This window comes from Mycobacterium sp. NPDC048908 (genome assembly GCF_043197955.1).
GTDB lineage: Bacteria > Actinomycetota > Actinomycetes > Mycobacteriales > Mycobacteriaceae > Mycobacterium.
The window spans coordinates 732,316-759,254 of record NZ_JBICUE010000002.1; the positions used below are offsets into that span (position 1 = coordinate 732,316).

General features: G+C 65.3%; 22 protein-coding genes and 1 tRNA gene. 8 read left to right on the top strand and 15 right to left on the bottom strand.

The window, feature by feature from the left end; all coding sequences use genetic code 11:
* Positions 1-30: 30 nt before the first annotated feature.
* Together ACGFK1_RS08190 and ACGFK1_RS08195 are read left to right on the top strand one after the other, a co-directional pair.
* Complete coding sequence (locus tag ACGFK1_RS08190; RefSeq protein WP_393427890.1) at positions 31-2,148, top strand: ATP-dependent DNA helicase UvrD2; 2,118 nt, start codon at positions 31-33, stop codon at positions 2,146-2,148.
* Between the two features lie 472 nt (positions 2,149-2,620).
* On the top strand, positions 2,621-2,902 hold the full coding sequence (locus ACGFK1_RS08195; RefSeq protein ID WP_393427727.1) for a WhiB family transcriptional regulator: 282 nt from the start codon (positions 2,621-2,623) through the stop codon (positions 2,900-2,902).
* A 30-nt stretch (positions 2,903-2,932) separates the two neighbouring features.
* Here ACGFK1_RS08195 and ACGFK1_RS08200 read toward each other — a convergent pair whose 3' ends face one another.
* The 4 genes from ACGFK1_RS08200 to ACGFK1_RS08215 form a co-directional block, all read right to left on the bottom strand.
* The gene (locus ACGFK1_RS08200) at positions 2,933-4,306 is read right to left on the bottom strand and encodes an ABC1 kinase family protein (RefSeq protein WP_393427728.1); all 1,374 of its coding nucleotides are present in this window, start codon (positions 4,304-4,306) and stop codon (positions 2,933-2,935) included.
* Positions 4,307-4,315: 9 nt separating this feature from the next.
* Positions 4,316-5,143 (bottom strand): cyclodehydratase, encoded by an 828-nt coding sequence (locus ACGFK1_RS08205; protein ID WP_393427729.1) that lies wholly within the window; start codon positions 5,141-5,143, stop codon positions 4,316-4,318.
* A 51-nt stretch (positions 5,144-5,194) separates the two neighbouring features.
* Positions 5,195-6,208, bottom strand: coding sequence for a methyltransferase (locus tag ACGFK1_RS08210; protein WP_393427730.1), 1,014 nt, complete (start codon positions 6,206-6,208; stop codon positions 5,195-5,197).
* Positions 6,209-6,295: 87 nt separating this feature from the next.
* On the bottom strand, positions 6,296-7,681 hold the full coding sequence (locus tag ACGFK1_RS08215) for a zinc-dependent metalloprotease (RefSeq protein ID WP_393427731.1): 1,386 nt from the start codon (positions 7,679-7,681) through the stop codon (positions 6,296-6,298).
* A gap of 59 nt (positions 7,682-7,740) precedes the next feature.
* On the opposite strand from ACGFK1_RS08215, the gene ACGFK1_RS08220 reads away from it, so the two are divergent.
* A complete protein-coding gene (locus ACGFK1_RS08220; RefSeq protein ID WP_393427732.1) occupies positions 7,741-8,763 on the top strand; it encodes a PDZ domain-containing protein in 1,023 nt (340 codons plus the stop codon).
* 81 nt (positions 8,764-8,844) lie between these two features.
* Positions 8,845-11,856, top strand: a complete 3,012-nt coding sequence (locus tag ACGFK1_RS08225; RefSeq protein WP_393427733.1) for a UPF0182 family protein — start codon at positions 8,845-8,847, stop codon at positions 11,854-11,856.
* Here ACGFK1_RS08225 and ACGFK1_RS08230 read toward each other — a convergent pair.
* From ACGFK1_RS08230 to ACGFK1_RS08250, 5 genes are all read right to left on the bottom strand, one after another.
* A complete protein-coding gene (locus tag ACGFK1_RS08230) occupies positions 11,841-14,816 on the bottom strand; it encodes an FAD-binding and (Fe-S)-binding domain-containing protein (RefSeq protein ID WP_393427734.1) in 2,976 nt (991 codons plus the stop codon). The genes ACGFK1_RS08225 and ACGFK1_RS08230 overlap by 16 nt on opposite strands.
* Positions 14,813-15,937: an enolase C-terminal domain-like protein gene (locus ACGFK1_RS08235; protein WP_393427735.1), complete on the bottom strand. Its 1,125-nt coding sequence runs from the start codon at positions 15,935-15,937 to the stop codon at positions 14,813-14,815. The genes ACGFK1_RS08230 and ACGFK1_RS08235 overlap by 4 nt, the downstream gene beginning before the upstream one ends.
* An 8-nt stretch (positions 15,938-15,945) precedes the next feature.
* The gene (locus ACGFK1_RS08240; RefSeq protein ID WP_393427891.1) at positions 15,946-17,739 is read right to left on the bottom strand and encodes a thiamine pyrophosphate-requiring protein; all 1,794 of its coding nucleotides are present in this window, start codon (positions 17,737-17,739) and stop codon (positions 15,946-15,948) included.
* Between the two features lie 67 nt (positions 17,740-17,806).
* Positions 17,807-19,618 carry a glycoside hydrolase family 15 protein gene (locus ACGFK1_RS08245; protein ID WP_393427736.1) on the bottom strand — a complete coding sequence of 604 codons (1,812 nt, stop codon included), beginning with the start codon at positions 19,616-19,618 and terminating at the stop codon, positions 17,807-17,809.
* The gene (locus ACGFK1_RS08250) at positions 19,615-20,673 is read right to left on the bottom strand and encodes a glucose 1-dehydrogenase (protein WP_393427737.1); all 1,059 of its coding nucleotides are present in this window, start codon (positions 20,671-20,673) and stop codon (positions 19,615-19,617) included. The genes ACGFK1_RS08245 and ACGFK1_RS08250 overlap by 4 nt, the downstream gene beginning before the upstream one ends.
* A gap of 82 nt (positions 20,674-20,755) precedes the next feature.
* Between ACGFK1_RS08250 and ACGFK1_RS08255 the strand changes: the two genes are divergently transcribed.
* From ACGFK1_RS08255 to ACGFK1_RS08270, 4 genes are all read left to right on the top strand, one after another.
* A complete protein-coding gene (locus tag ACGFK1_RS08255) occupies positions 20,756-21,235 on the top strand; it encodes a MarR family transcriptional regulator (RefSeq protein ID WP_393427738.1) in 480 nt (159 codons plus the stop codon).
* A 48-nt stretch (positions 21,236-21,283) separates the two neighbouring features.
* A complete protein-coding gene (locus ACGFK1_RS08260) occupies positions 21,284-21,985 on the top strand; it encodes a hypothetical protein (RefSeq protein ID WP_393427739.1) in 702 nt (233 codons plus the stop codon).
* A complete protein-coding gene (locus tag ACGFK1_RS08265) occupies positions 21,942-22,256 on the top strand; it encodes a helix-turn-helix transcriptional regulator (RefSeq protein ID WP_393427740.1) in 315 nt (104 codons plus the stop codon). Before ACGFK1_RS08260 ends, ACGFK1_RS08265 begins: the two co-directional genes overlap by 44 nt.
* A gap of 51 nt (positions 22,257-22,307) precedes the next feature.
* Positions 22,308-22,381 (top strand) — tRNA-Met (locus ACGFK1_RS08270).
* Between the two features lie 71 nt (positions 22,382-22,452).
* On the opposite strand, the gene ACGFK1_RS08275 is transcribed toward ACGFK1_RS08270, so the two are convergent.
* The 6 genes from ACGFK1_RS08275 to ACGFK1_RS08300 form a co-directional block, all read right to left on the bottom strand.
* Positions 22,453-23,787 (bottom strand): tyrosine-type recombinase/integrase, encoded by a 1,335-nt coding sequence (locus ACGFK1_RS08275; RefSeq protein WP_393427741.1) that lies wholly within the window; start codon positions 23,785-23,787, stop codon positions 22,453-22,455.
* Positions 23,787-23,975 carry a helix-turn-helix domain-containing protein gene (locus tag ACGFK1_RS08280; RefSeq protein ID WP_225332527.1) on the bottom strand — a complete coding sequence of 63 codons (189 nt, stop codon included), beginning with the start codon at positions 23,973-23,975 and terminating at the stop codon, positions 23,787-23,789. The genes ACGFK1_RS08275 and ACGFK1_RS08280 overlap by 1 nt, the downstream gene beginning before the upstream one ends.
* Entirely contained in the window at positions 23,947-24,783 is an 837-nt protein-coding gene (locus ACGFK1_RS08285; RefSeq protein WP_393427742.1) for a helix-turn-helix domain-containing protein, read from the bottom strand. The genes ACGFK1_RS08280 and ACGFK1_RS08285 overlap by 29 nt, the downstream gene beginning before the upstream one ends.
* 755 nt (positions 24,784-25,538) lie before the next feature.
* Positions 25,539-25,757 (bottom strand): LuxR family transcriptional regulator, encoded by a 219-nt coding sequence (locus ACGFK1_RS08290; protein WP_393427743.1) that lies wholly within the window; start codon positions 25,755-25,757, stop codon positions 25,539-25,541.
* 98 nt (positions 25,758-25,855) lie between these two features.
* Positions 25,856-26,146 (bottom strand): hypothetical protein, encoded by a 291-nt coding sequence (locus ACGFK1_RS08295; protein WP_393427744.1) that lies wholly within the window; start codon positions 26,144-26,146, stop codon positions 25,856-25,858.
* A 14-nt stretch (positions 26,147-26,160) separates the two neighbouring features.
* Positions 26,161-26,433, bottom strand: a complete 273-nt coding sequence (locus ACGFK1_RS08300; RefSeq protein WP_393427745.1) for a DUF2694 domain-containing protein — start codon at positions 26,431-26,433, stop codon at positions 26,161-26,163.
* Between the last annotated feature and the right edge of the window lie 506 nt (positions 26,434-26,939).

A 26,939-nucleotide genomic window follows, 5' to 3' on the forward strand; every position in this document is an offset into this window, starting at 1 on the left:
ATGTCACAGCCCCCTGCCAAGATGGACGGCATGTCGGTCGAGGCGTCTGTATCGCACGACGTGCTCGTCGCTGACCTCGACGACGAACAGCGAGAAGCCGTGCTGGCCGCCCGTGGCCCGGTCTGCGTGCTGGCGGGCGCAGGCACCGGCAAGACGCGCACCATCACCCGTCGCATCGCCCACCTCGTCGCGGCCGGACACGTCGCGCCTCACCAGGTGCTCGCGGTCACCTTCACCGCGCGCGCGGCGGGTGAGATGCGCGGCCGGTTGCGGGCGCTCAGCGACAACTGGGCAGGCGTGTCCGCCGAATCGGTGCAGGCGATGACGTTTCACGCCGCAGCGCGCCGCCAGCTGTCGTACTTCTGGCCGCGCGTCGTCGGCGACACCACATGGCAACTGCTCGACACCAAGTTCGCAGTTGTGGCGCAGGCCGCCAATCGCGTCGGAGTGTCGACCAGCACCGACGATGTGCGCGACCTGGCAAGCGAAATCGAATGGGCCAAGGCATCTTTGATCAGCCCCGAGGGTTACGCGGGCGCCGTCGCAACGGCAGGCCGCGATATCCCGTTCGACGCCGCGAAGATCGCCGGCGTCTACGCCGCATACGAGAAGCTCAAGGCGCGTCACGACGGTATGACCTTGCTCGACTTCGATGATCTGCTGCTGCACACCGCAGCCGCGATCGAGAACGACGACGCCGTCGCGCAGGAATTCCGCGACCGCTACCGCTGCTTCGTTGTCGACGAGTACCAGGACGTCACGCCGCTGCAGCAGCGGGTGCTCGACGCGTGGCTGGGCAACCGCGACGACCTCACGGTGGTTGGTGACGCCAACCAGACCATCTATTCGTTCACCGGCGCCACCCCGCGCTACCTGCTGGACTTCTCGCGACGCTTCCCCGACGCCGCGGTGGTGCGACTCGAGCGCGACTACCGGTCAACCCCTCAGGTGGTGTCGCTGGCCAACAGGGTGATCGCCGCGGCCCGCGGCCGGATGGCAGGCAGCAAGCTGCACCTGGTGGGCCAGCGCGACCCGGGACCCAATCCGACCTTCACCGAGCACCCCGACGAGGTGGCCGAGGCCACGGCCGTCGCCAAGAAGATCAAAAACCTCATCGAAGCAGGCACCCCGGCCGCTGAGATCGCGGTGCTCTACCGCATCAACGCCCAATCCGAGGTCTACGAGGAGGCACTCACAGCGGCGGGCGTGCCCTTCCAGGTACGCGGCGGCGAAGGGTTCTTCAGTCGCCAGGAGATCCGTCAGGCGATGCTGGCGCTGCAGCGGGCCGCCGAACGTGAGACCGAAGGCGAGCTGCCTGCCATCGTTCGCGCGGTGCTCGAGCCGCTCGGCTTGACCGCGGAGCCGCCCGCAGGTACCCGGGCCCGCGAACGGTGGGAGGCCCTTGCCGCGCTGGCCGAGCTCGTCGACGAAGAGGTGGCGTTGCGGCCGGCCCTGGATCTTCGCTCGTTGCTCGCCGAGCTACGGCAGCGAGCCGATGCGCGACACCCTCCGACAGTGCAGGGTGTCACGCTGGCGTCGCTGCACGCCGCCAAGGGGCTGGAGTGGGACGCGGTGTTCCTTGTCGGCCTTGCGGACAACACCTTGCCGATCTCCCATGCATTGGCGCACGGCCCGGACAGCGAGCCCGTCGAAGAGGAGCGCCGGCTGCTTTATGTGGGGATCACAAGGGCCAGAGTGCATTTGGCGCTCAGTTGGGCGCTGGCGCGAGCGCCTGGTGGCCGGCAGAGTCGGCGGCCGTCTCGCTTCCTCAACGGCATCGCCCCTCAGTCGCCCGGTGACGCCTCGCCGAGCAAGCCTCGCCGTGCCCGCGGCGCCACACCGCGCTGCCGGGTCTGCAACGGCGCCTTGAGCACACCGCCCGCGATCATGCTGCGTCGCTGCGAGACCTGCCCGTCGGACATCGACGAGGAACTGCTCGCCCAGCTGAAGGACTGGCGCCTACGCATCTCGAAGGAGATGAGCGTGCCCGCCTATGTGGTATTCACCGACAACACGCTGATCGCGATCGCCGAGACGCTGCCCACCGACGACGCTGCGCTGGTCGCAATTCCCGGCATCGGCGCGCGCAAGCTGGAGCAGTACGGCCCAGATGTGCTCACCATGGTCAAGGGCCGCCAAAAATCGTAAAGATCGTGCCAAAACCGCTGGTCAGAAAATCGGTTGTCTTCTCAAGCTGATACGCTTAGCCTCAAGATCACACCACGAGTCGAAAGGAGGGTGCCCGAGCCATGTTGAGCAACAAAGCGTTCACCGGCGTAGCGGTTACCGGCATGTCGCGCACCCTTCACGTCGCGCCGGCTGCTGGGTTGGCCGCTGCCGCGGCGCATCCCGCTTTTTGGGCGTACCCAGGCGCGGGAGCAGCGGCTGCCATTACCCCGCAGCGTAAGCGCCGCAACGCAACCGCGACTGGACAGTCCGTGGATCGAGGCAACACCTAGGTAGCGCCCCGAACGAAGCCGAAAGGCCACGGACCCGCAGTCAAGGATCCGTGGCCTGATTTTTTGGGAAGCCGTTTCGGACTACCGAAAGACCTGGTCAAGGATCCATCAGAAAACAGATGGCCGACGATAACCAACGACCAGGAAGCAGAGGACTGGCCATGTCCCTACAGACATGCCGTGAGAGATCGATGCTGTCGGTGCCGTGTCATGTCGGTGACCCCGATATGTGGTTCGCCGAGAACCCCGTTGACCTGGAGCGCGCCAAGGCGCTGTGCCTGGATTGCCCGATCCGCCGCGAGTGCCTCGATGCGGCGCTGGAACGCCAGGAGCCGTGGGGTGTTTGGGGCGGGGAGATCCTCGAACGTGGTTCGATCATCGCCCGTAAGCGTCCGCGTGGACGGCCACGCAAGAACACCGTGGAAAGCCCGGCAGCCGCCTGATCGCTGCCGGGTTTTCCGGGGCAAGTGATATCAGGCCGCTTCCTCGGCGAAGCCCGGAACCAGTTCGGTAGCAAGCTGTCTCGCAGGGATGTGGGCGTCGAGCTGGCATGCGATCGCGACATTGGAGGCAATCACCCGTAACGGAATCGCCAACTTCGCAGGCAGGTCCATCTGGCGGGCCGCCTTGATCTGGCCTGCGGCGCGGTCGGGCTTCAAGTTCATGGCCGTTATCTTCTGCAGCCACTTTCGCGTGTAGTGGAACACCTCGACCTCGAGCGGTTCCACGTACTGGCGCATCATCTCGTCCATCTCGCGTTTGGAAACCTGCTCGCCCTTCTGGATGAAGCCGATCTTCTGCATGGTCGTCAGCAGATTGTCGTAGTCGTCGTCGAGGGCGTACCGGGTCGCCAGACCGATCTCCACTGGGATGCCGCCCGGCAGCGGGGCCACTGCGCCGAAGTCGATGACGCCCATCTTGCCGTCAGGCAGCAGCATGAAGTTCCCCGGATGTGCGTCGCCGTGCATCATCTCGAGCCGTCGCGGCGCGTCGTAGGTCAATTCAAAAAGCCTGGCGCCCATCAAGTCCCGCTGCTCGGTGGTGCCTTCGCGAATGATCACTGACAGCGGGATGCCTTCGATCCATTCCTGGATGACGACCTTCGGTGCGCTGGCCACGATGCGCGGGACGACGAAATGCGGGTGTCCCTCATAGGCTTTCGCAAATGCGCGCTGGTTGTCGGCTTCCAGCCGGTAATCCAGCTCCATCTCGGTGCGTTCGATCAGCTCGTCCACCACGCCTTGGACGTCGGCGCCCGGCGAGAGCTGCTTGAGCACGCTGACCATGCGCTGCATGGTCTTCAGGTCGGCCCGCAACGCTTCGTCGGCGCCCGGATACTGAATCTTGACGGCGATCTCTCGGCCGTCGGACCACACCGCCTTGTGAACCTGGCCGATGCTGGCCGAAGCGACGGGTGTGTCGTCGAACGAGGAGAACCGTTCGCGCCACTTGGTGCCCAGCTGCCCGTCGAGCACGCGGTGCACCTTGGATGCGGCCAACGGCGGCGCCTCCCGCTGCAGTTTGGTGAGCGCCTCACGGTAGGGCTTGCCGTACTGCTCGGGGATCGCGGCCTCCATCACCGACAGCGCCTGCCCGACCTTCATCGCCCCGCCCTTGAGCTCCCCGAGCACGGTGAAGAGCTGCTGGGCGGCCTTGTCCATGAGCTCGGCGTTGACCTCGTCTTTCGACTTGCCGGTCAGCCGCTTGCCGAAGCCCAACGCGGCCCGGCCTGCCATGCCAACGGGCAAGCTCGCCAGCTTGGCGTTGCGCGCGGCCCGACCGCGTTTGATGTCAGTCACCAAACCATCATCCCTGACGTTTCTGAAAGCCTTGCACCGACTTGGCAACAAACGTTTTCAACACCGGCACTGAGCGCAATCGGGATGCCGCGACCACCTGCGCGCCACGATCGCCCCGGCGGCGACGTCGAATTCCAGCGTGGTGTCCAGCGTCGTGGGCGGCTGCACCGACGCGCCGACGGCACGCCCGTCGCGTATCGCGCGGATCACCCGGTCGACCTGGTTGAGCGCCAACGCGGCGGTCGCCAGCACGGTCGCCCGATCGGCGCTGCCGACCGCGTTGCGCAACTGCGACGCGACCGCAGGCCATGCCGCGTCGCGCTCGGTGCGATGCAGGTCCGCACACCCCAGACAACTCGTCACGCCCGGAACGACCAGCGGCCCGACCAGTCCAGCGCCGTCGCGCAGTCGCACGGGCAGGTGCGCCAACCGCGCGGTGTGCAGTTCGCGAACCACGCGCGGATCGGCGATCAGAAAATCGGCGAGCACCACGAGGTCGGTGGTATCCGGCGGGGCGGCCTGCGTGAGGCTCGACCGCGTCACGCTGGCTCCCGAGCACCGCAGCCCACGAGCCAGCAGGTCGGACAGCGGCCCGCGGCCGTGGATCCGAATCGTCGGGCAGTGCCTTCGTTGGCGCGCGGCCGACACCAGGCCCGCGTTGATAAGCGATGCGACCAGGTCGCCGGCATCGACCTCGAATTGCGCGTGCAGTTCGGCCAGCGTCGCCCCCGACTGCAGCGCCCGTAGCACTTCGGCGAGGCCTGCCGCGCTCAAGCCCGCCGGCGGGCGCACCAGCACCGCCCGCCGCGGGTCCCACCCCACCTGCACGGCGCCGTCGGGGCGCAGCAGCACCGGCATCGCCGGATCCAGCGTGTAGCGCCTCATGCGCCGACTCTGCCATGGATTCCGCGGCGGCCTGCCGCGTTATCCACAGGCCTACGCTGCGACCGCCTCGATCACGCTCTGCGGGGAATCAGCCGTCAGCACCGCGGTGCGACGCAATCCTGCCCGCTGCAGCAGTGCGTCGAACTCGGCCAGTGACCGCTCCCGCCCGTTGACCACGGCGAGCATGTTCAGGTCCATCAGGACACCCAGCCTGTCTTCGCCGTCGTCACCGACGACGAGTTCGAAGATCGCGACCCGGCCGCCGGGTTCCATCGCCTTGCGGCAACTGCGCAGGATCTTCACGCACTCCTCGTCGTCCCAGTCATGCAGGATGAACTTCAGTAGGTACAGGTCGCCCGCGGGCACGGCTTCGAAGAAGTCGCCGCCGATCACCTCGGTTCGTTCGGCGAACCCGTTCTGCGCGATGTGGGCTTTCGCCTCCTGGGCGATATTCGGCCGATCGAACAGAACGCCATGCAAGGCCGGGTTCGCCTGCTGCAGCAGTGTCAGCAGTGTTCCGTTCGCGCCACCGACGTCGACCGCTCGACGAACGTCAGTGGTGTCGAGCAGTTGTGCAAGAGCAGTCGCCCACACTGACGTGCCGCTGCTCATGCCCGCGCTGAACTCCTGTGCCAGCGAAGGGTTTTGCTCCAGGTAATCGAAAAAGCCCATGCCGAGAGCATTGTGCGCCTGGCTGTGGCCGGTGCGCACGGATGCGCCGAATCGAATCCATGGCAGCCAGTGAGCGTCGTTGGTGACCGCCAACGCCATCGCGCGCAGCGAACGAGGCGCGTCCGTGCGCAGCGTGTCCAACAGTGACGTGCCGTGAAACCGGCCGGCGTCATCAATGGTGGCCAGGCCGAACGCTGCGCACGCTCGCATCAAGCGGAGCGTGGTGGCAGGCGCGCTCCCCTCGCGAGCGGCGATCTCCTGCGCCGACAGCGGGCCGGCGGCGAGGTGATCGGCCAGGTTCAATTCGATTGCGGTGCGGACTATCTGGCTCACGGCGAAGCCGAACATCATTTCGGTGACTTGCCGGTGGGCATCGGCGACAGATTGCGTCATGGGGTCCTCTCGACGGTGGGCCCGAGTGGCCCGTCGGTCGGACAAACGGCCGAGGTGGCCGAAACCGTTCAATACCGAAGGGAATTCTTAATTTTCGGTGTCGCCCTTGCCGTCGTCGCCCTGGTCAGCGTCCTTCTGCAGATCGGCGATCGCCTTGTCGATGGCCGCGTCCATATCGCTGGTGTCGCCGCCGATCATCCGGTCGATGAAGCCCGCGGGCGCGTCGAGGTCCTCGGGGGTGGGCAGCAAGTCGGGGTGCTGCCATACCGCGTCGCGCGCGTCGGAGCCGACAGCCTGAGTGAGCCGCTCCCACAGCAAGGCGGCCTCGCGCAGTTTGCGGGGCCGCAGCTCCAAACCGACGAGCGTCGCGAAGGTCTGCTCGGCGGGCCCGCCGGTGGCGCGCCGCCTGCGCAGCGTCTCACTCAACGCGGACGTACCCGGGATCCGGTCACCAAGCGCGTCGGCGACGACGGTCTGCACCCAACCTTCGATCAGCGCCAGCATCGTCTCGAGCCGTTCCAGCGCCGCGGTCTGCTCGGGCGTCGCCTTGGGCTCGAAGATGCCCTGATTGAGCAGCTGCTCCATCTGCGAAGGATCGGTCAGCGCGGCGGGGTTGAAGCCCTGGGCGAAGTCTTCGATCCCACTCATGTCGATCTTCATGCCCTTGGCGAACGCTTCAACGGCGTTGAGCAACTGGCTCGACAGCCACGGCACGTGGCTGAACAACCGGTGATGCGCGGCCTCCCGCGCGGCCAGGAACGTGATGACCTCGCTGCGCGGCTGCTCGAGGCCCTCTGAAAGGGACTCGATCGCCTCGGGCAGCAACGCCGCCGTGCCCTTGGGGCCGAGCGGCAGCCCGATGTCGGTGGACGTCAACACCTCCCGGCTCAACTTGCCCAACGCCTGACCCAACTGCGAGCCAAACGCCATGCCGCCCATCTGCGACATCATCGCCAGCAGCGGTCCCGCCATGGTCTTGGCCTCTTCGGGCAGTGCCGACGCCCACACCGTCGAAATCTGTTCGGCTACCGGGTCGCACAACCGCTTCCAAGTCTCCAGTGTGTTGTCGATCCAGTCGCTCGGCGTCCATGCGACCGCCTTGGTGGTGCCCGCAGGCAGCGCGGTGGCGCCGTCCAGCCATGTCTCGGCCAGATGCACCGCATCGGAGATGGCGGCGCTGGTCTTCTCGGGCACCGGCGCGACGAAGCCGATGGCGCTCGACGCCACTTGCCGGGCCAGGTCGTAGTTCACCGGGCCGGACTGCTTGCCGCCCGTCATCACGTTGCCTGCGCCGCTGAACATCTCTCCGAGCTTGCTGAAGATCTGCCCCAGCTGAGACATGTCGAATTCGGACCCGCCGAGCCCGAACGGATCCCCACCCGAATTGGGGTCTTTCTTGGGCTTATCGCGGTCGGGGTCGTCCCCGGAGGAAAAGCCGAAAGGCAGGTCAGCCATGCCCTCAACGGTACTCACCGGCATGCGGTCGTGTGGCTCGGCAGGTCACGCCGAGAGCGAACCGTACATTGGTCGCCGTGAACAGGCGGATTTCTACGCTGCTGGTCGCGCTGGTGCCCATCCTGGCGTTCGGCGTGCTGCTCTCGCTGGTGACGGTGCCGTACGTGTCGCTCGGGCCGGGCCCGACGTTCGACACGCTCGGCGATGTGGACGGCAAACAGGTCGTCGACATCGAGGGCGCCGACGTGCACAAGACGTCAGGGCACCTCAACATGACGACCGTGTCGCAGCGCGACGACCTCACCTTCGGGCAGGCGTTGACGTTGTGGATGTCCGGGCGCGAGCAACTGGTGCCGCGCGACCTGGTGTACCCGCCAGACAAGTCCAAGGACGAGATCGACAAGGCCAACAACACGGATTTCAAGCGGTCCGAGGACAGCGCGGAGTACGCGGCGCTGAGTTTCCTGAAGTACGCATCGGCGGTGACGGTGGACAACGTCAGCGCCCCGGGCCCGTCGGCAGGCAAGCTGCAGCGCGGCGACGCCATTGATGGGTTCAACGGAAAGCCGGTGACCAACCTCGACCAGTTCACCGGTCTGCTCAAAGCCACCAAGCCCGGCGAGACCATCACACTCGACTACCGCCGCAAGAACGCCCCCGCGGGCGTGGCCACCGTCACTCTCGGCGCCAACCCGGACCGCGACTACGGATACCTCGGCGTCGGGGTGCTCGACGCGCCGTGGGCGCCGTTCTCGATCGATTTCAACCTGGCCAACATCGGCGGCCCGTCGGCGGGCCTGATGTTCTCCCTCGCGGTGATCGACAAGCTGACCACGGGCGATCTCAACGACGGCAAGTTCGTCGCAGGCACCGGGACCATCGACAGCGAGGGCAAGGTCGGCTCTATCGGCGGCATCACCCACAAGATGTTGGCCGCGCGCGAAGCGGGTGCCACGGTATTCCTGGTGCCCGCCGACAACTGTGACGAGGCCAAGTCTGCGCACGAGGACGGGCTGGAGCTGGTCAAGGTCGACACCCTGACCCAAGCGGTCGACGCGCTGCATGCGCTTTCTGCCGGTGGCGAACCTCCCCGTTGCTGAGAAATCGCCGTGCAGCGAATGCGTAGAGTTGGGGCCACATCGTCGGTCGACGTACAAGAATCCCAAGACTGGAGTTGACGAGTGGGTATGCGGCCCGCGGCGCGAATGCCGAAGCTGACACGGCGTAGCCGGATCCTGATCGGGGTCGCCCTGGCGGTCGTACTGCTGTTGTTGTTCGGCCCTCGGATCATCGATGCCTACGTCGACTGGTTGTGGTTCGGGGAGTTGGGCTACCGCTCGGTGTTCACCACCCAGCTGATCACCCGCGTCATCGTCGGCCTGGTGGCGGGCCTGGTGATGGCGGCCATCGTGTTCGGTGCGCTCGCGCTGGCTTACCGCACGCGGCCGGTGTTCGTACCGACCAGCGGCCCGAACGATCCGGTCGCCAGGTACCGCACCGCGGTGATGACGCGGCTGCGGCTGATCGGCATCGGAGTTCCGGTGGTCATCGGCGTCTTCACCGGCTTTTTCGTCCAGACGTACTGGGACCGGGTGCAGCTGTTCCTTCACGGCGGCAGCTTCGGTGTCGCCGATCCGCAGTTCGGCAAGGACCTCGGCTTCTACGCGTTCGACCTGCCGTTCTACCGGCTGGTGTTGAGCTATCTGTTCGGCGCGGTGTTCATCGCGTTCATCGCCAACCTGGTGACGCACTACTTGTTTGGCGGCGTCCGACTTTCCGGGCGCACCGGGGCGCTGAGCCGCTCGGCACGTATCCAGCTGATCTCGCTGGTCGGCCTGCTGATGTTGCTGAAGGCCCTGGCGTACTGGCTTGACCGCTACGAGCTGTTGAGCCACGCCGACAGCCGCAAGCCGTTCACCGGCGCCGGCTACACCGACATCAACGCGGTGCTGCCCGCCAAACTCATCATGATGACCATCGCGGTGATCTGCGCCATCGCGGTGTTCTCCGCCATCGTGCTGCGCGACTTGCGCATCCCGGCGATCGGGGTGGTGCTGCTGCTGCTGAGCTCGCTGATCGTCGGATGGGGCTGGCCGACGATCGTCGAGCAGATCAGCGTCAAACCGAATGCGGCGCAGAAGGAAAGCGACTACATCAGCCGAAGTATCACCGCGACCAGACAGGCGTACGGGCTGACGGCGGACACCGTCACCTACCGCGACTACAGCGGCAACGCGCAGACCAACGCGCAGCAGGTCGCCGCGGACCGCGCGACGACGTCGAACATCCGACTGCTCGACCCGACCATCGTCAGCCCGGCGTTCACCCAGTTCCAGCAGGGCAAGAACTTCTACTACTTCCCGGATCAGCTGTCCATCGACCGCTACAACGGACCCGACGGCAATCTGCGCGACTACGTGGTGGCGGCGCGAGAACTCAACCCCGACCGGCTGATCGACAACCAGCGCGACTGGATCAACCGGCACTTCGTCTACACCCACGGCAACGGCTTCATCGCCTCGCCCGCCAATACGGTCCGCGGTGTCGCCAACGACCCGAACCAGAACGGTGGCTACCCGGAGTTCCTCGCCAGCGTGGTGGGCGCCAACGGCAGCGTGATCTCGCCGGGGCCTGCGCCGCTGGACCAACCGCGCATCTACTTCGGCCCGGTCGTCGCCAGCACCTCGGACGACTACGCGATCGTCGGCAAGAACGGCAACGACCGCGAATACGACTACGAGACCAACACCGAAACCAAGAACTACACCTACAGCGGCAAGGGTGGCGTTCCGATCGGCAACTGGCTGGCGCGCGCGGTGTTCGCCGCGAAGTTCTCCGAGCGAAAGCTGGTGTTCCCCAACCCGATCGGGCCCGAGAGCAAGATCCTGTTCAACCGGGACCCCGCCCAGCGGGTCAAGGCCGTCGCGCCGTGGCTGACCACCGACACCAGTATGTATCCGGCGATCGTCAACAAGCGGATGGTGTGGATCGTCGACGGCTACACCACCCTGGACAACTACCCGTACTCACAACTGACGTCGTTGTCGTCGGCCACCGCCGACTCCAACGAGGTCGCGGTCAACCGGCTTGCCCCCGACAAGATGGTGTCCTACATCCGCAACTCGGTGAAGGCCACGGTCGACGCCTACGACGGCACGGTCACGCTGTACGCACAGGACGAGAAGGACCCCGTGCTGCAGGCGTGGATGAAGGTGTTCCCGGGAACGGTGAAGCCCAAGAGCGACATCTCGCCGGAACTGCAGTCCCATCTGCGCTATCCGGAGGACCTGTTCAAGGTGCAGCGCAGCCTGTTGGCGAAATATCACGTCAACGATCCGGTCACGTTCTTCTCGACGTCGGACTTCTGGGATGTGCCTCTGGACCCGAACCCGACCGCGAGCAGCTTCCAGCCGCCGTACTACATCGTCGCCAAAGACCTTGCCTCTGACGATAATTCGGCTTCTTTCCAGCTGACCAGCGCGATGAACCGGTTCAGGCGCGACTTCCTCGCGGCCTACATCAGCGCCAGCTCGGATCCGGCCACGTATGGCAAGATCACGGTGTTGACGATTCCGGGTCAGGTCAACGGCCCCAAGCTGGCCAACAACGCGATCACCACGGACACCGCGGTCAGCCAGGACCTCGGTGTGATCGGGCGCGACAACCAGAACCGGATCCGGTGGGGCAATCTGCTGACGTTGCCGGTCGCGCAGGGCGGCCTGCTCTACGTCGAGCCGGTGTACGCGTCACCGGGAGCCAGCGACGCGGCGTCGTCGTATCCGCGGCTGATCCGCGTCGCGATGATGTACAACGACCGGGTCGGCTACGGACCGACGGTGCGTGACGCGCTCACCGAATTGTTCGGTCCCGGTGCCGACGCCACCGCCACGGGCCCGGCGCCTGCAGGGCCGGTGAATGCGCAGCCGCAGGCCGCACCACAGCCGTCCGACGGCCAGCGTGCGGCGGCGCCGCCGCCGAGCCAAGGCCAGGTACCCGAGGTGCCGACCCCGATAGCGGTGCCGCCGAACGCCGCCGCGACACAGTTGTCGGCGGCCAAAGCCGCAGCGCTGCAAGAGGTCAACTCGGCGCTCGACAACATCCGTTCGGCGCAGCAGAGCGGCAACTTCGCCGACTACGGTCAGGCGCTGCAGCGCCTCGACGACGCGGTGAAGAAGTATCAGTCGGCCAAGTGACCCTCCTGCGCCGAGCGTGCGTGTCTGCCCGCAGACACGCCGCTGAACGCGGGCATTGTTCGCACGCTCGCCGCGGGTAACCCCGCCGCCAACACCTGGGCGGTGTGCAGCGGTCGACGGTCGGGGCACAGATCCCTGATCTGTGTCCGGCAGCTGAACCCGTCGGCGACCACCAATGTCGCCGGGTCGCTTTGCCGCAAGGCCGGCAGTAACTTGTCTTCGGCGCACGCCACGGATACGTCGTAGTGTCCGCGCTCGAAGCCGAAATTGCCTGCCAGCCCGCAGCATCCGGCATCGAGGACGTCGGCGTCGACACCCGCGTCGGTCAGTAGTCGTTTCTCGTGCGTGTAGTGAAGAACCGCGTGCTGGTGGCAGTGTTGTTGGACCAGCGCGGTCATCGCCAGCTGCGGTGGATGCCAATCGGCGTGGCCATCGAGCAGCTCTCCGATGGTTTGTGTCTGTACCGCCAGCCGATGCGCGTCCTCGTTGCCGGCAAGCAGTTCGGGCAGGTCGGAGCGAAAGACCGCTGCGCAGCTTGGTTCCAGCACTACGATGGGCGTCCCCGCGCGCAGGGTCGGGCGCAACACCTTAAGGGTGCGCCGCAGCACGCGTTTGGCCGTCTGCAATTGACCCGTCGATATCCAGGTCAGTCCGCAGCACACGCTCTGCTCCGGTACCGCGACATGGAATCCGGCCGCCTGCAGCACTGCGACCGCGTCACGAGCGATGTCGGGGTCGAAGTAGTTACTGAACGTGTCGGGCCACAGCAGCACCGCGGGTCGCGAAGGGTCGTCGCGCTGCTCGCGAAACCAGCGGGTGAACGGTTGACGCGCGAACTGCGGCACACCGCGCTGCGAGTCGATGCCGCCGACCGCTTTGATGGTTGCCGAAAGTGGTCGGCTTCCGGTCAGCATGTGGGCCGCGGCCGGCATCGTTGCGGCCAGACGGGCCCACAGCGGAAGCCAGCCCATCGAGTAGTGGGCCATCGGCCGGAGGCGGTGCCGGTAGTAGTGCGACAAGAACTCCGCCTTGTACGTGGCCATGTCGACGTTGACCGGGCAGTCGCTGCGACAACCCTTGCACGCCAGACACAGATCCAGCGCGTCGCGCACTTCCTCGGAGCGCCAGCCATCGGTTATCACGTCGCCCTGCAGCATTTCGAAGAGCAGCCGCGAGCGGCCCCTGGTGCTGTGTTCCTCTTCGCCGGTCGCCCGGTAGCTGGGGCACATCACCCCGGACTCGTGGCCGCGACACTTACCGACGCCGACGCAGCGCGCGGCGGCATGCGAAAAGCTGTGGTGATCGTGCGGATAGCTGAACTCGGTGCGTGGCTGTAGCGGTAGATAATCGACGCCGAACCGCAGGTTCTCGTCGAGTCGATACGGGTTGACGATCTTTCCGGGGTTCATCCGGTTCCTCGGATCGAACAACGCCTTGCTTTTCTCGAAGGCCGCAACCACTCTGTCTCCGAACATGATCGGTAGCAACTCGCCTCGTGATTGGCCGTCGCCGTGCTCGCCGGACAGCGACCCGCCGTAGTCGGTCACCAGATGTGCCGCCTCAATCGCGAACTGGCGGTAGGTGGCGATGCCGTCCGCGGTGCGAAGGTCGAATGGGATCCGGGTGTGCACGCAGCCCTGGCCGAAATGTCCGTACAGCGATGCGCTCTGGTAGCCGAAGCGATCCAGAAGCGTTCGGAAGTCGCGCAGATAGTCGCCGAGCCGGTCCGGCGGCACCGCCGCGTCCTCCCATCCTTCGTGGGTCTCCGGTCCCGTCGGGGGACAGGCCGTCGCCCCGAGACCGGCCTCCCGCGCCGCCCACACCTGCCGCTTCTCGTCGGGATCGTCGAGGACTGTGGCATTTCGCGCCACGGTGTGCAGCGCGTCGATCATCACCTTCGCTTTGTGGTCTGCTTGTTCCTGGCTCTCGCCGTCGAGTTGCACCATCAGCCAAGCATTTCCAGGGGGCAGGTGACGCAACGCCTTCTCGGCCAGCCGTCGCGAGTGCTCGAGTTCGACGAGGCGATGGTCGAGCCCCTCGAGCGCCGCGGGCTCGTGCTCGAGAATCGCCGGCACGGCGTCGGCAGCGGCGGCGATGTCGTCGAACGCCAGGATCGCCAGCGCGCTGGCGGCGGGCCTGCGGACCAGTTGCAGTTGGGCTCGTAGCACCGTGACAAGCGTGCTCTCACTGCCCACCAGCGCACGGGCTAGGTGAAAGCCGTTCTCCGGCAACAACGCATCCAGGCCGTAGCCGGACACCCGGCGCGGAATATGGGGATAGGCGGCTCGAATGTCGGCACCGTACTCGTCGACGATGCTCAGCAGGCCGCGGTAGAGATCGGCCTGTCGCCCTGTGCCTTGTCCAATCGCGCGGGCGTCCTCGGTGCTTGTCGCACCAACCCACATGCGCAACCCGTCGTAGGTGAGGATTTCCAGCCTGCGCACCGAATCCGCCATCTTCCCGTAGGCCTGTGCCGTGGATCCGCACGAGTTGTTGCCGATCATGCCTCCGATGGTGCAGCTGACATGGGTGGAGGGCTTCGGGCCGATCATCCAACCGCTGGGCGCCAGTTGGTCGTTGAGGACGTCCAGTGCGATGCCAGGTTCCACAATGGCGGTGCCCGCGTCGGTATCCACCTGCTGCACCCGATGACAGCGTTTGCTCCAGTCCAGTACCACCGCCGCGTTGCAGCATTGACCGGCGAGGCTGGTCCCCCCGCCACGGGACAGCACCGGCACGTCGTGGTCGCGGCACACCCGGATGGCCGTCGCGGCGTCGTTGGGATTGTCCGGCACCACAACGCCGATCGGTACCTGCCGATAGTTGGATGCGTCGGTGGAGTACGCGGCTCGTGAGCCGGCATCGAAGCGAACTTCGCCCGCCACGCGTTCCCGTAGCGCGGCGGCCAGCGACTTGAACAGAAGCGCTGTCGTTTTCATCGTGGTCCCGTCGTTCTTCATGGCAACCGGAAAGGCTCGAGATCTGCACTGCGCAAGGTCAACCCGTGGCCAGTCCGGTCGGAGGGCAGTCGCAGCAGACCGTCCAGAGGAAGCGTCGCGCCATCGAAATAACGGGTTTCGATGCGGGCATGGTCGTGAAACCATTCCAGGTGCCGCAGGTTGGGCACAGATGCGCCGACGGCGGCGTGCAACCACGGCGCGCAGTGTGCCGAGATCTGCAACCCGTGCGCGGCGGCGACGGCGGCCGCCCGCAGCCATTCGGTGATGCCGCCGCATCGCGACGCGTCGGCTTGTAGGCAGTCCACCGCCCCGGCGCAGCACATCCGGCCGAAATAGGCCAAGTCGTAGCCGTATTCACCGGCGGCCACGTCGGCGGTGACGGCCTCGCGGACGATGCGCAGGCCGGCAAGGTCGTCGGACGACACGGGCTCTTCGAACCAGCGCACGTCCATGTCGTCGACGGCGCTCATCACCCGAATGGCCTGTTTGGCGTCGTAGCCTCCGTTGGCGTCGACGTAGAGTTCAACGGAGTCTCCGATGATCGCGCGGGCTTGCCGAATGCGCGAGATATCGCGTCTGGTGTAGGTGCCCCATGATTCGCCGATCTTGATCTTCACCCGGGGGATGCCGATCTCCTTTGTCCACGCGGAGAGTTGGGCGCGCAAACACAGGTGGTCGTAGGTGGTGAAGCCGCCGCTGCCGTAGACGGGGACTGCATCACGCACCGCGCCGATCAATCGGTGCAGCGGCACGTCGAGAAGCCGCGCCTTGAGGTCCCACACCGCGATGTCCACCGCCGACACCGCCTGGCCTGCGACCCCGCCTCGGCCCACGTTACGCACCGCCTTGACCATGGTGTCGAACACGCCGGTGACGTCGAAAACGCTGCAGCCGAAGATCTTCGGCGCGAGGACGCCGGTGACAATGCCCGCGCATCGCGGGTCACCGTAGGTCCAGCCCATGCCGGTGGTCTCGCCACAGTGAACCTCAGCGACAACGAGCGTCGTGCTGTCCCATGACAAGGTGCCGTCGGCTTCTGGTGAGTCGGTGGGGATGGTGTACGCGGTGGCCGACACCTGCGTGATCGGAGCGTCGGTCACCGCTGTCGCGGACGTCGTCATGGCCGAGTTCACGAGCTGTGATGGGGGACGAATTCCTGGGCTTTGGCTTTGACGCCTTCTTTGATGAAACCCCAGCTGTCCTCATCGCCCTTGAGCACAGCGCCGGCCAACGCGGTGAACTGGTCCCAGGTGGCATGCGGCGGAATCGGCGGCATGTCCGGATCGGTGTGAACGTCGAGCACGGTCGGCCGGTCGGCCGACAACGCTGTCTTCCATGCGTCGGCCAGATCGTCGGGGTCGGTGATGACGGCCGAATTGAGGCCGAGGCTCGCGGCGAATGCGGCGAAATCGACATCGGGAAGAGACTGTGACTGAGTGAATTTCGGTGCACCGCCCATTGCGCGCATCTCCCAGGTGACCTGATTGAGGTCGTTGTTGTGCAGGATCGCAACGACCAACCGCGGGTCACTCCACTGGTCGTGGTAACGCTTGATCGTGATCAGTTCGGCCATGCCGTTCATCTGCATGGCGCCGTCGCCGACGAAGGCGATCACCGGCCGGTCGGGATGGCCGAATTTGGCGCCGATCGCATACGGCACGCCGGGGCCCATGGTGGCCAACGTGCCCGACAGCGAACCGCGCATATCACCGCGGAGCCGAAGCTGCCGGGCATACCAGTTGGCCGCCGATCCGGAGTCGGCCGTGACGATGGCGTTGTCAGGGAGTTGCGGTGACAGTTCGGCGAACAGCCGTAGCGGGTTGACCGATTTCGCGCTCACCATGGCCCGTTTGTGCATGGTCTCCCACCACCGTGTGACGTTGCGTTCGATGTCGCGCCGCCACGAGCGGTCGGACTTGTGAATCAGATGGGGAAGCAGCGCCCGCAACGCGGTTTTCGCATCCGCGACGACGTTCACTTCGTACGGGTAACGCATCCCGATCAGGGTGGGATCGATGTCGATCTGCACTGCCCGGGCCTGTCCGAACTCGGGCAGGAACTGGGTGTAAGGGAAACTCGACCCGACGGTGAGCAGTGTGTCGCAGTCGCGCATCATCTCGTAGCTGGGTCTCGTGCCGAGCAATCCGATGGACCCTGTCACCCACGGCAACTCGTCGGACAACACGTCCTTGCCGAGCAACGCCTTCGCCGCCCCTGCACCGAGCAGGTCGGCCACCTCGGCGAGTTCTCGGTGGGCGTCGCGGGCGCCGGTGCCCACCAGCATCGCCACCTTCTTGCCCGCATTCAGCACGTCGGCGGCCCGGCGGATGGCGGCGTCGTCGGGTGCGATGGCGGGCCATTGGATGCCGATGCTGGACGGGACCATCTTGAAGTCGTGCGTAGGCGGGGAATAGGCCAGTTCCTGGACGTCGGCGGGGATGATCAACGCGGTCGGCGCCCGTCTGGCCATCGCCGTTCGAATCGCACGGTCCAGGACGTTGGGCAATTGCTCTGGCACCGTGACGGTTTGGACGTACTCGCTGGCCACATCCTTGTACAGGTTGGCCAGGTCGATTTCCTGCTGGTAGGAGCCGCCGATGGCGCTGCGGTTGGTCTGACCGACGATCGCCAACACAGGCACGTGGTCGAGCTTGGCGTCGTAGAGCCCGTTGAGAAGGTGCACCGCACCAGGGCCGGAGGTCGCGATGCAGACACCCAGAGCGCCGGTGAACTTGGCATAGCCGACCGCCTCGAACGCGCTCATCTCCTCGTGACGCGACTGGATGAATTGCGGATTGTCGTCGGCACGGCCCCACGCGGCGAGGACGGCGTTGATGCCGTCGCCGGGATAGCCGAACACGTGGCGGACACCCCAGTCGCGAAGGCGCTCGAGCAGGTAGTCGGCGACGGTCTTCTCTGACATTTCGCTCATCTCTCCTTGGTACTCTCAATAGTTGCTGTAAGGCAAGTATTGCTAATCAACAAATAACTCAGTCTGAATGCAGGTTCTGTTCATGTCGGCGCGCCGATGTGGCGGTGTGATGGCCGCTCAGTTGCCGCGCCGTGTTGATCAGGCCCACCATGCTGAACGCCTGCGGGGTGTTTCCGACTTGTCGGCCGCGGGCCGTGTCGTATTCCTCGCTCAGCAGCCCAACGTCGTTGCGCAGAGCCAACAGTCGATCGAACAACTCGGTTGCCTCGTCGTTGTTGCCGATGCCGCACAACGCATCGGCCAACCAGAAGCTGCAGGCGAGGAAGACGCCTTCGCCGCCGGGCAGTCCGTCGTTGCTCTGTTGCGGCCGATAGCGCAACACGAACCCGTCCTGGCACAGCTCTCGTTGCACCGCGCGCACCGTGCCCACGATCCTGGGGTCGCGCCACGGCAGGAATCCGACCCGGGGAAGGAGCAGCAGCGCCGCGTCGAGTTCATCTGACCCATACGACTGCGTGAAGGTATTGCGATCGGGGTCGTAGCCGTTGGTGCAGACTTCGCGGTGAATCTCGTCGCGCAGTGCTCGCCACCGGTGTAAGGGGCCCGGCAGGTGGTGATGCTCTACGGTGCGCACGGCACGGTCGACGCCGGCCCACGCCATCACCTTGGAGTGCACGAAGTGCCGTGCCGGACCGCGGATTTCCCATAGGCTGCTGTCCGGTTTCTCCCAGTGTCCCTCCAGGAAGTCCAGCAGTGCGCGTTGCACGTCCCACGCGGTGTCGTCGGTCGGCAGCCCCGCCTCGCGTGCCAGATGCAGACCGTCGAGTACCTCACCCCACACGTCGAGCTGGAATTGTCCGGCGGCGGCGTTGCCCACCCGCACCGGTTGCGAGTTCTCGTATCCGCACAGCCACGGCAGCGTGAATTCGGGAAGTCGGCGCCTGCCGTCCAGGCCGTACATGATCTGCAGATCGGCGGGGACGCCTGCCACCGCGCGCACCAGCCACTCACGCCAACCGCGTGCCTCGTCGACGAATCCGGTACCCAGCAGCGCCTGAAGCGTGAACGTCGCGTCGCGCAGCCAGCAGTAGCGGTAGTCCCAATTGCGCGGGCCACCAAGCTGTTCAGGCAGCGACGTGGTGGCCGCGGCAACGATACCGCCGGTGGGCTGGTAGGTCAGCGCCTTGAGCAGCAACAGGGATCGGCGGACCTCCTCCTGCCATCTCCCGGTGTAGCGGCACTGTTTCATCCACCGTGCCCACCACTGTTCGGTCTGGTTGAGCGCGGCGTTCGCATCGACAGGATCCGGTCTCGGCAGATGGGACAACTGGTATGTCAAGACAAACGGAATTCGCTGTCCTGCTGAGACATCGAACTCCGCGACGGTGGTCAGGTCCTCGCCGCGTAACGTGGCCGGAGTGCGCAGCCACACCGCGTCCGGGCCGGCGATGGCGGTCAGGTCCTCGCCGCGTCGGCGCACCCACGGCACCGCGTGTCCGTAGTCGAACCGCAGCCGCAGCAGCATCCGCATGGGCACCCGGCCGTGCACTCCCTCGACGATGCGCACAACGTCCGCGGCGACCCCTCGTGGCGGCATGAAGTCGAGCAACCGCGCGGTTCCCTCTGGGGTGTCCCACTCACTTTCCAGCACCAGTGAGTCGTCGCGATAGCGGCGCCGTGTCGCCGGACCACCGGCGGCCGGCGCCAATTGCCAACTGCCGGCCTCAGTTCCGCCGACCAGGGAGGCGAAGCAGGCGGGTGAGTCGAAGCGTGGCAGACACAGCCAGTCGACAGCACCGTCGCGGCTCACCAGCGCCGCGGTCTGTTGATCACCCAGCAGCGCGTAGTCCTCGATGTGGGCCAACGTCACCTCGCTTCTTCGAGGTCGACGACCACCTTGACGCCGTCGTCCTGCGGACGGAAGGCTTCGGCAGAGTGTGTGAGCGGCACTCGCCGGGTGATCAGACCGGCCAGCCACGACGCATCCGCCTTCGCCAGTGCCTCCGCCGCCTGGTGATAGTGGCGCAGATTGGCGTTGACCGAACCGACCACCGCGTCGTTCTGCAGCACGAGTTCGCGGTTGACGGCGCCGGCGTCGACCTTCATGGTCCGCCCTGCCGGCGACACTCCGGTCAGGCAGACGATGCCGTAGCCGCCGGTGTTGGCGATCGCGCCGAACACCACCGGCCCGGCGCCGGTCGCCTCGATCACGATGTCCGGTTGCAGCTTTGCGGCCACCTCGTCGATGTCGGCGTGGTGGTACGTCGCCCCGAGCCCTCTGACGAGGCTTGGCTTGGGGCCATCGGTGACGCGGTCCAGCACGTGGGTCTCGAGTCCCTGCTGCACGGACAGCAGGGCGGCCAGCAGACCGATGGGCCCTGCGCCGGTGATCAACGCATTCTTGGGTTCGAACCAGGCCCGTTCGCCGACACGCCGCACCTGCTCCCACGCCTTGGCCACCACAGTGGTGGGCTCGAGCAGCATTCCGACGTCCGCCAAGTGCGGATCGAGGCGAACCGCGTAATCCGTCTCGACGCACCACCGTTGGCTGCCATAGCCGTCCCGCTCTTTGATGCCTCGCTCGGTGTAGCGGCCGTTACGGCACATGTCGAACTCGCCATGTGCGCATGCGCCGCACGGCTCCGGATCAGGCCGACGCACCACGCCGACCACCAGGTCGCCGGGCGCGAACCCACTTCCGTTCGGCGCTTGCTCGACCCTGCCCAGCGACTCGTGTCCGAGGACCAGCCTGTCGCGGCCGGGCGGCGCCCAGCCGTATTGGCCGCTCGCGATCTCCTTGTCCGTGCCACAGATTCCAATGGCGACGCCATTGACCATGAGCTCGTTGGGGCCCGGTTCCGGTTCGGGGATGTCTTTGATCTCCAGTGAGTCTGGTTTGGACACCTCGACGCTTAGTGCTCGCATAACGGAAGACTTGCCGCAACACGCCTATTGCAAACCAGCAGCAACAGTTGCTTTCAGTTAATTATCAGGAGATAGTGTGGGCATGAGTGCGGGCGAACGCAGAGGCGGCGCGGTATCGACGCGTCAGGTGGAAGCCGTGATGGCCGCATCCCGGGCGTTGGTCGGGATGGCGGCCGCCTCGGTGGCGGAGGTCGACGACATCGTGACCGTGCCTCAGTTGCGGGTGCTGATGATGATCGCCACTCGCGGGCCGATGAATCTGGGTTCGGTCGCGACTGCGCTGGGCGTCAGCGCCCCCAACGCCAGTCGGATCTGTGACCGAGTGCTCAAGGCGGGCCTGCTACACCGCAGCGAAGACCCGGCTGACCGTCGAAACATCACTCTGACACTTACCGACGAAGGACATGCGCTGATCGACCGGGTGGCCCAACACCGTCGCGCGGCGATCAAGCGGGTGTTGCGCAAGATGAGCGCTCGCGATCGCGAGACCCTTGCCCATGTGTTGGACGTTTTTGCCGAGGCCGCGGGGGAGCCGCTCAACCTCGACGTCGCGGTTGTCTGACTCTTCGCGCCGAAAGTTTAAACTGCTTGCTCTCGTGTAATATTTGCCATGAGGCAACAGATGACTCAGTTGATTCGTAGGCATGAATACGCGACGGCGGATCCGGCGCGAATGGGGGCGATTCTCGGCAAGGCGCACGGCAGTGCGGTCCGCATCGCGGCGACGGCGCCCGGAGTGACCATCCGGCATGTGCGACACGACGCGGGGTCGTTCAGCATCAGCGAGACCTCGGTGGCGGGTTCTTTCCGTTACGCGTGCGAACCGGCGGACGCGGTGTTCGTCACGGAACTGACCGCCGGTCATTTGGAGCTGACCTGTGGGCAGCGCGACGAACGGTTGGCCGCCGGTCGTCCCATCCTGGGCGCCCGTCGCGGCGGCCCACAGGTCTTCCAGGCCCGCGATGCCCGAATACGTCAACTCGCGATCGGCAGCGGAGTGCTCGACAGTGTGGCGACGATGGGCGGTGCCGCGTCGATCGAGTTTCGAGTCCTCGAACCTCCGACCGACGGGCTGGCCGACCTGTGGCGACGCACCGCCGGATACGTCACGCGCGTCGTGACGTCGCCATCCGATCTGGCGGGGCCGCTCGTCGTCGCATCGACGGCGCGCTTCGTTGCCGCGGCGCTACTGACGTGTTTTCCCCACATCGTTCGGACAACGCAGGACGGTCACGACGACACGAGGCCGTCGGCCGAACTAATGACTAATGCGTCGGGCTGTCGCGTTCGTCGACGAGAACTTCCACCGTGATATCGGGGTCTGTGACATCGCTCACGCCGTCCATGTCACGCCAAGGACCGTTCAGTTGATGTTTCGCCGCCATCTCGGGACGACGCCGATGGGATATCTCCGTCGAGTGCGACTTGACCGGGCACACCACGAGTTGATCGACGCCGATCCGACTGCGGCCACCGTGAGCGAGATAGCCGCGCGGTGGGGGTTCGGCCACGCGGGCCGGTTCTCGGCGCGGTACCAAAAGACGTATGGCTGTGCGCCAAGCGTGACGCTGCGTGGCGGCTGAGCACGCGATTTGGTGGGACACCTGCGTCTTCGGTAACCTTGCGTTCACCGACGCGGGGTGGAGCAGCTCGGTAGCTCGCTGGGCTCATAACCCAGAGGTCGCAGGTTCGAATCCTGTCCCCGCTACTAGGCAAAACGGCCCCCGGAGATACCTCCGGGGGCCGTTTTCATGCCGCTTGTGAACGGATTTGTGAACATTAGCCTTGCTCATCATCTGGTTCAGGGTCCCAGCCGTCACCGATGAGGAATGACGCGGCCTGCTGGGCCGCCTCACGGTCGTCGTTCGTGATCACGTGGGCATAGGTCTGGAGGAAGAATCCGACGTCCGCGTGTCCGATTCGTTCGCTGAGAATCTTCGGGCTGACACCGGCTTTCAGTGCGCCGGTGGCATACGAGTGGCGCAGATCGTGGAACGTGATCCGGGAGAGCCCCGCGGCGGCGGCGAGGCGGTCGAATCGCTGTCTGATCGTGTCCGGATGTGGTGGGCGGCCGTCCTCGAATGTGAACACGTAGTCTCCGGGGTGATAGTCAGCGCCGAAGAATTCGCGCTCGCCGTCTTGATGCTCGTGCCATCTGCGCAGAGCCGCGACGGTGGCCCGATCGATCGATATCGTCTGGTCGGCATTCTTGGTCTTGCCACCTGCTTTGTCCAGCGCGTGGCCCGCCACGACGACCCGGTTGTCATGCACAGTGATCTCGCCGGCATCGAGGTCGACGGCCGACCACTTGAGACCACAAATCTGGCCCCGTCGAATCCCGGTCGTCAGCTCGAGGAGAAAGAGCGGTGCGAACCGGTCGCGCTGCACCGACATCAGGAAGATTTGGATCTGGTCGGGACTCCACACCATGCGCCGCTTTCGTGGGCGTTTGGGTGGTTTGATGTTGCTTGCCGGGTTGTAGGGGATGTACTTCCAGGCGACGGCATCAACGAACGCCCGGTGGACCATCGCATGGATGTTGCGCACCGTTTTGGGTGCGAGGCCACTGGTCATCTGCTTGGGGAGAACGCCGGATCTGTACCGCCGAACCGCCGCTCGTGCGGCGTGGATCGTCGTCTTACACGCGTCGGAAACCTCACGAGCCGTAGGGTTTTCGCCCCTGGCCACCCGATCCGACCAGTAAGCGTACATCTCGCTGTTGCGGTCGCGCTTGACGCGTCCTTCCGCGAGCAGCGTCCCGTAAAGCTTCAACAGTTGGGGTTCGTCGACGCTCTGGAGACGTTGGCCGCCGATCCGGGGAATGACGTATGCCTGGGCGTAGTCCTTCCAGTTCTGCCACGTTGTGGCGTCGATCGACGGTTCGATAGCCGTGAACCATTCGTTAAGGAATTGGGCGACTGTGCGAGTCGCGGGCCTTACGACTCGGCCGCGGTCAGCTTCGCGCATCGCGTCGCGGCAGGCGGTCCATGCTTCCTTCTTAGTGGCAAAGCCGCCCTTGCTGATCCAAGGGTAGACGCCGGTCGACGGATCCCGTTCAGGGCTGCGGAAGCGGTAGGTCCATGTCTTACCACGCTGGTAGACAGTGCCTTTCACTATGCGACCAACTCTCGAAGCTGAGCGGTCACGATGTAGACACGACCGCCGAACCTGCGCACTGGAAGTTCGCCCGCAGCGGCGAGTCGATACGCCGCCGCGCGGCTGATGCCCAGGATTTCCGCGGCCCGGGGGACGGCAAGGAGTAGCGGCAATTCGTCAAAGACGTTGTTCTCCAATTGTTTCACCTCCTCGTGAATCGAATTCGGAAATATGCCCGCCGACCGAGCCTGGCCGCATTTGAGGACTGCATTGGGGACAGAACGTCGCCGCCTCGGTTCCGTTCGGCAGAGTGATGGTGATGGTCCGCGACTGATCGTCTTCGCACTCGCCGCACCAAGCGATGCCACGTCGGAGCGACGAGCTCGGTGGCGTTGGGAGCTCAGCAAGGCGGCGTGCAAGGACTGCGGCCGGGTACCGGACTCCCTCTGGACTTCGCGACAGGTGAGCCTTGAGACTCTGCGCGGTCCATCCCGACGCCAGGGCGCGCTCAATTGCCGGCGAGAGCTTCGCTGCTTCCCGTTCGCTGAGCCGCCAAGGCTCTGGCATGGATCGTAGAAAGCACGACGGTTCGGATGAGGATTCTTCTGGAGGATTCAAGGCGTCTGTACGTCGGACCCCCGGGGGGTCCAGATCTTGGACCCTCCCGGTCTCGGTGGGAGACCCCGCCCGTCCCGCCTGCGGACCGGGGGGTCCTGGATTTGGACCGGCCTTGAGGTGAGCCGCATCTGGATGATTGAGGAAGTAGCGACTGCATCGCTGGGCCCCAGATTCGTGATACTGAGCGACTCGCGTGATAAGCCCTTCGCGCTCAAGCCTGTTTAGGGCGTTGAGGACTGTGCTTCGCGCGGCGCACGACTCTGCCATGAGCGTTCGGACTGACGGGTAGCAAGAAAACTGCTCATCTGCTTTGTTCGCAAGGAGAATGAGGATGAGCCTCATCGTCGGCGAACCGACGTTGATATCAGTCGCCCAGTCGAGGGCCTTCCAGCTCATCGGCTAGGAGGGGATGGAATCGCGTCGCGGATGGGGATTGGCTGCCGCCTCAAGTCGGAAACGAACAAGTGGCGCTGTCCTTACCGACGTCACGTCATGGCGACGAATCGCCATGTTTTGTAAGTGATCTCGCATGAGGCAGAACGTATGCCGACACTTGGAACGCAGTCCACCACCTGAGTCACATTGGGCCGGGAGGATACGGTAATTCGTCGTTTGTCTTCGGCTGTCGTCAATGCACAGCGAATTCCAGGGCAGGCGCGACGTCCCTTTAGGGGCGCCGCAGCGTTTCCGAGATGGCGATTGGCAGCATCGCTTCGGCACAGTGGGAAACGTCAGTGGTGAGGGCGAGACGGAGTATTGGTTGTCGGTGCTCGGGATTCGGGAGTCATCGGCGCAGTCGGACGAACAGACTGCGGCCGGCCTGCACCTACGGTGAGGCCGAAGTGGGTGCGCTTCTAGTCGATATGCGCGCCGACTTGGCTGCGACAGATGCCGACTATGCATCCGGAAACACAGTCAGCGGAGAGGAATTGCGGCGCCGTCACGGATTGTAGTGATCGTCGCCAGCTGTGGGGCGCCGATTCGGCCGGCTGGCGTCGTCTACCTCGCGACATCTACTGCCTGGGCTCTGGGCCAAGAAGGGCACGGTCGTCGAACTAGACGAGGCGGCGGTCGCCGCAGCTCAGGGTGCGGCTGCACCAAGGCCGTGAAGCTAACAGGCTAGGTCGCTAACGGGGTGCAGCGTCACGACCCTAGGTGCGTTGATTGCGGTCCTTGTACTTCACAAATCCGTCGACCGCCTGCGGGGTCACACCCAATTGCGCTGCAATCCACGGGAATCCCCGACCAAGCTCAATCAATCGCCGTGCGGCGGCACGGCGACGCTCTCGCGCGTCGGCAAGGGCGGCCGTCAGCCTCTCCATCTCGGCATGCGCTGTCAGCAGCTCCTCGACTGCGCTGCTCTCATCCACCCTGGGCTCGCTTCAATCATCGGACTTGTAGCCGTATTCCGGTGATCAGGATTCTTCCAGAATGTGTTGATGGCCTCCAACTGCCCTGCCGGATCGTCCTATGCAGACAACAGTTGTCGATCGGGCCGCGCAGCGAGGTCCACTGCCACGCGCAGCGTGTCATTGATCAGACATTCCAGCGCGTCGCAGGTGAAGCGAACTGTCGAGCCCGGCGCCAGCTGAATGGACATTAGCCGGCCGAGGCGATCGACCGACACCAACACCTCGCCGCCGGCGCTCGAGACCCGGACTTCCGAACTCGGCGATTGCCGTTGAAGTTCGTCCACCGCGGACCGAATGCGTCCGATGCGATCCGCGACTTGCGCGGCGATGCCTGCTACATGGTCCATAGCTTTAGCCACTCTCAGAAATCGATAGTCCGCGCGTAGGCCGCGACTTGTGCCGCTGACCGAAGGGCACCGGCACCCTGGTCCCCGTCATCGCTTTGCAGCCACTGGTCGATAGCCAACTGAAAGCGCAGATGCGCCAACGTGTTCAGCCGCACGATCCGCGTCGCCAACTCCTCGGCGGACAGATCCATCACTGCCGGACTCAGCCGCACGCCAAGTGCGACCCCATCACCTCCAACTGACACCACCAATTCACCGCGAGCACTCACCGCTTCGAAACCATCCATGCAAGGACCTCCCAGCCCGCCCATCAAGACTGTCTTGATAGTAAGCGGCGCACGCCTTGATATCAAGACAGTCTTGATGCCGATCTTTCAATATGGAGCTGCGAACCAGGAGGTGCATTGAGGTTTGCCACCGTGTTGCCTATAGGCAACATGACGTGCACGTATGGGATTGCTCTAAATGTGCTAACGGAGTGGTGGATGTCGGCGGACGAGGTTACGGTGAGTCACATGAGTGTGGGCACGCCGCCAGCCGCACGTACGTCGCGGAGTTGGGTTTCCTGGCTAGCGCTTCTGTTGGGAGCGGTGGCAGTGGTTCTGGGCGCGCTCGCTCTGTTCGGTTCACCAGCGCCGCCCGCGCCCTCAGCACGATCAGCGGAAACGGCACCGCTCGCACGGCCTACCGAACAGACCGCCAGAGGAGCTGATGCGTGCAGTGTCGCGGTGACGGCCACAGAGGCAATTGCCCGCGACCGACGTCCGTTCTTAGAGGCACCCCCGCAGTGGGA

What these genes read in the sequence shown, in the direction of transcription:
- ACGFK1_RS08190 (WP_393427890.1), top strand. Translation starts at nt 31, where the DNA reads ATGTCGGTCGAGGCGTCTGTATCGCACGACGTGCTCGTCGCTGACCTC.
- ACGFK1_RS08300 (WP_393427745.1), bottom strand. Translation starts at nt 26,433, where the DNA reads ATGGATGGTTTCGAAGCGGTGAGTGCTCGCGGTGAATTGGTGGTGTCA.
- ACGFK1_RS08195 (WP_393427727.1), top strand. Translation starts at nt 2,621, where the DNA reads ATGTCCCTACAGACATGCCGTGAGAGATCGATGCTGTCGGTGCCGTGT.
- ACGFK1_RS08265 (WP_393427740.1), top strand. Translation starts at nt 21,942, where the DNA reads ATGCGTCGGGCTGTCGCGTTCGTCGACGAGAACTTCCACCGTGATATC.
- ACGFK1_RS08285 (WP_393427742.1), bottom strand. Translation starts at nt 24,783, where the DNA reads ATGAGCTGGAAGGCCCTCGACTGGGCGACTGATATCAACGTCGGTTCG.
- ACGFK1_RS08250 (WP_393427737.1), bottom strand. Translation starts at nt 20,673, where the DNA reads ATGCGAGCACTAAGCGTCGAGGTGTCCAAACCAGACTCACTGGAGATC.
- ACGFK1_RS08230 (WP_393427734.1), bottom strand. Translation starts at nt 14,816, where the DNA reads ATGAAGAACGACGGGACCACGATGAAAACGACAGCGCTTCTGTTCAAG.
- ACGFK1_RS08235 (WP_393427735.1), bottom strand. Translation starts at nt 15,937, where the DNA reads ATGACGACGTCCGCGACAGCGGTGACCGACGCTCCGATCACGCAGGTG.
- ACGFK1_RS08205 (WP_393427729.1), bottom strand. Translation starts at nt 5,143, where the DNA reads ATGAGGCGCTACACGCTGGATCCGGCGATGCCGGTGCTGCTGCGCCCC.
- ACGFK1_RS08240 (WP_393427891.1), bottom strand. Translation starts at nt 17,739, where the DNA reads ATGTCAGAGAAGACCGTCGCCGACTACCTGCTCGAGCGCCTTCGCGAC.
- ACGFK1_RS08255 (WP_393427738.1), top strand. Translation starts at nt 20,756, where the DNA reads ATGAGTGCGGGCGAACGCAGAGGCGGCGCGGTATCGACGCGTCAGGTG.
- ACGFK1_RS08260 (WP_393427739.1), top strand. Translation starts at nt 21,284, where the DNA reads ATGAGGCAACAGATGACTCAGTTGATTCGTAGGCATGAATACGCGACG.
- ACGFK1_RS08210 (WP_393427730.1), bottom strand. Translation starts at nt 6,208, where the DNA reads ATGACGCAATCTGTCGCCGATGCCCACCGGCAAGTCACCGAAATGATG.
- ACGFK1_RS08295 (WP_393427744.1), bottom strand. Translation starts at nt 26,146, where the DNA reads ATGGACCATGTAGCAGGCATCGCCGCGCAAGTCGCGGATCGCATCGGA.